The 3,108-nt window shown below is 47.7% G+C and carries 3 protein-coding genes; 2 read left to right on the forward strand and 1 reads right to left on the reverse strand.

What is annotated here, in order from left to right; all coding sequences use genetic code 11:
* Positions 1-85: 85 nt before the first annotated feature.
* Positions 86-745, reverse strand: coding sequence for a LysE family translocator (locus tag Q0241_RS13865; protein WP_299378500.1), 660 nt, complete (start codon positions 743-745; stop codon positions 86-88).
* Positions 746-904: 159 nt separating this feature from the next.
* Here Q0241_RS13865 and Q0241_RS13870 point away from each other — a divergent pair, with 159 nt between their 5' ends.
* The gene (locus Q0241_RS13870) at positions 905-2,071 is read left to right on the forward strand and encodes an aminotransferase class V-fold PLP-dependent enzyme (protein WP_299378502.1); all 1,167 of its coding nucleotides are present in this window, start codon (positions 905-907) and stop codon (positions 2,069-2,071) included.
* A gap of 175 nt (positions 2,072-2,246) precedes the next feature.
* Positions 2,247-3,108: GlxA family transcriptional regulator (locus Q0241_RS13875; protein ID WP_299378504.1), on the forward strand; the 862-nt coding region annotated here is incomplete at its 3' end.

Raw genomic sequence — 3,108 nt, forward strand, 5'->3', positions numbered from 1 at the left:
AGCAGGCCATTTTATAGCGGATCTCCGTGGTTCATGCCCTTTATGATTCGCTGGCATGCTTTTGCGGACAGAATGGGATGGTAGGTTACCTTTGAGCTGAAGCGAGCAGAGCACCAAAGCTGACAAAAGTTGCGCCGAGCACGCGGCGAACAAGGCGAATGCGCTTTATATTGCTCATAAAGCTTTTCAAGCGTCCGCCCATCATGGCAATCATCAGGTGGTTTAAGAAACAGAGAATTGCATAGGTTGCCGACAAGATTGTTGCCTGAAATAGGGCGGATCCTTCTGCGCTCATAAAGGGAGGAAACAGGGCCAATATAACGACGATCGCTTTTGGGTTGGTCAGCGATACAATTAGGGCCGTTGAAAAGAGTTTGTGTTTTTGAGGGGGGCGTGTGTTTAGATCGTCTTCTACCAAGCCGCTTTTATCTCTCCAAGTTTTAATGCCGAGCCAGATCAGATAGCCCGCGCCAATAAATTTTAGAATGGTAAAGGCTAGGGCTGATGTTTCCATAATTGTACCCAAGCCCAGAGCAACTCCAAATCCGAGAATAAATAAGCCAAGGGCATTGCCTGTTCCAGACCAGATCGTTGCGCGCCCGCCAAATTTAAGCGTGTTTGAAAGTGCTAAAAATACCGCCGGTCCTGGGCTGATTGCCGGAACAAAACTTACGGCTATGAAAAGTAGCCAAACTTCTAGTGTCATGGGGAGGCTCGGTTTGAGGGCATGATTGATGAGAGCCAAAACTCTGCGCCTTTTTTGAGATGCACGCAAGCTTGATGAATGAAAAAAGATTATTGCGTTTATGTCACAATTGTTAATCCGAATTTACCCTTTTTACAAAGGGTCCGTTTGCGTACTCTCTGATGAATTTATTTTAAAGATACTGCTAAGGATTTAATGATGGCTGGCCGCAATTCACTTTTCATCCCAGGACCAACAAATATGCCGGAACGTATTCGTTTGGCGATGGATATAAATACAGAGGATCACCGGGCTATGTCTGCGCCGGATTTCATGGTGCCCTTGTTTGAAGATTTGAAAAAAATCTTCCGGACAGACAAAGGTGAAGTGATTGTTTTTCCATCATCCGGGACGGGTGGATGGGAAGCGGCCATTACCAATACGCTTTCTCCTGGCGATAAAGTGCTTACGGCGCGTTTCGGACAGTTTTCGAGTCTGTGGATTGATTCGTGTCGTGCACTGGGTATTGAGGTTGAAGACATTGATGTGCCGTGGGGCGAGGGGGCTCCTGTAGGGCAAATTGCCGAACGTCTTGCTGCTGATACCCAGCATGAGATCAAAGGTGTCATTGTTTGTCACAATGAAACGGCAACGGGTGTTACGTCTGATATCAAGGGTGTTCGGGAGGCTCTGAATACCTGTAACCACCCAGCCTTGCTGTATGTGGATGGTATCAGTTCAATTGGCGCCATTGAATTTGAGATGGATGCATGGGGCGTTGATCTTGCTGTCGCTGGATCGCAAAAGGGCTTCATGTTGCCAACAGGCCTTGGCATTATTGGCGTCAGTCAAAAGGCGCTTCAAGCAGGGGAAACGGCATCCTGTCCGCGGTTCTATTTTGATTTTAAGATGATGATTAACCAGACACGTACTGGTTTTGGTCCCTATACACCTGCCATGGGATTGTTGAGAGGCTTGCGTGCTTCGGTTGATGTTCTGCTTGAAGAGGGTATGGAGAACGTGTGGCAAAGACACCATCGTCTGGCCGAAGGGGTAAGGCAAGCTGTTGTCGCATGGGGGCTGTCGACCTGTGCCAAAACGCCTGCATGGCAATCTGATACTGTTACCGGTGTTATGGTTCCTGAAGGGATTGACGGACAGGAAATCGTTAAGAGGGCTTATCAGGATTATAACCTTTCCCTCGGCGGGGGGCTTACCCAAGTCGCTGGAAAGTTATTCCGGATCGGACATCTTGGTGATCTGAACGAATGTATGCTGTTTAGTGCACTTGGCGGAGCCGAGATGGTTATGCGCGACATTGGAATGGATATTGAACCCGGCAAGGGCGTGGGTGCTGCGATCGAATATTGGCACAAGAATAAATAATCAAATAATGCGTCTAATTAAGAAAGGCTGTCTGTTTCAGGCAGCCTTTCTTGTTTCTGCTATTGAAACCTTGGAAAAGGCCGCTTAGAAGGGGAGGTGTCGTTTTGTGTGAAAAGCGACAGAATCCAGTTGTTCGTACTGCTCATTAGTACCATTAGGCGTAAAAGAGAATAAAATGTTTCCAGAACCCAAAGAAGGCAAAACCCGGCGTGTTGGCTTTTTGCTCTTGCCTGGGTTCTCAATGAATTCTTTTACCTTTGCGATGGAGCCCTTGCGGGTTGCAAATAAAGTTGCACGAGAAGAGCTTTACGATTGCCCTGTTTTCTCACTGGATGGAAAGAACGTTGAAGCATCAAATGGCTTACGCTTGGAGGTGCGGGGTGATTTGGTATCTGCGAGCGAGCCTGAAAATATTATCCTTTGTGGCGGACATAATATATCGGGGTTTGATACCAGTGATTTTATGCCATGGCTCAGAGCCGTGGGGCGTCAGGGCAAGGTGATTGGGGCGCTTTATACAGCGTCGTATTATCTGGCCAAAGCCGGGTTGGTTGATAAAACCAAATGTGCGGTCCATTGGGAATATTTGTCAGCCTTCAAAGAAACTTTTCCCGATATAGAAACATCGAACGAGCTGTTTGAAGTCAGTACGAAGGGTTTTACCTGTGTGGGGGGTACGGCTGGGCTGGACATGATGCTGAACTTTATCTCTGATCTGCATGGGTTTGAGTTGGCCAGAATGGTGGCGGATCAGTTTGTGCACGAACGTATTAGAGATCGTCGAGAGTTCCAGTACTTTGGTCTTTCCGCCCGCTATTCTATTCAAGATCAACGCCTGTTGCGGGTGATCCAGATTATGGAAGATCACTTGGAAGAACCTTTGAGCCTTGAGGAGCTGTCCAAGATTGCAGGATCATCCCGGCGTCAGCTTGAGCGCATGTTCAGCAAACAGTTTAATAAATCGCCGGCCAGATATTATAGCGAACTCAGGCTCTATCGGTCGCGACAGCTGATCATGCAAACGAAGATGCGGATTA

Source organism: uncultured Kiloniella sp. (assembly GCF_937128705.1).
In the GTDB taxonomy this organism is placed as follows: Bacteria; Pseudomonadota; Alphaproteobacteria; order Kiloniellales; family Kiloniellaceae; genus Kiloniella.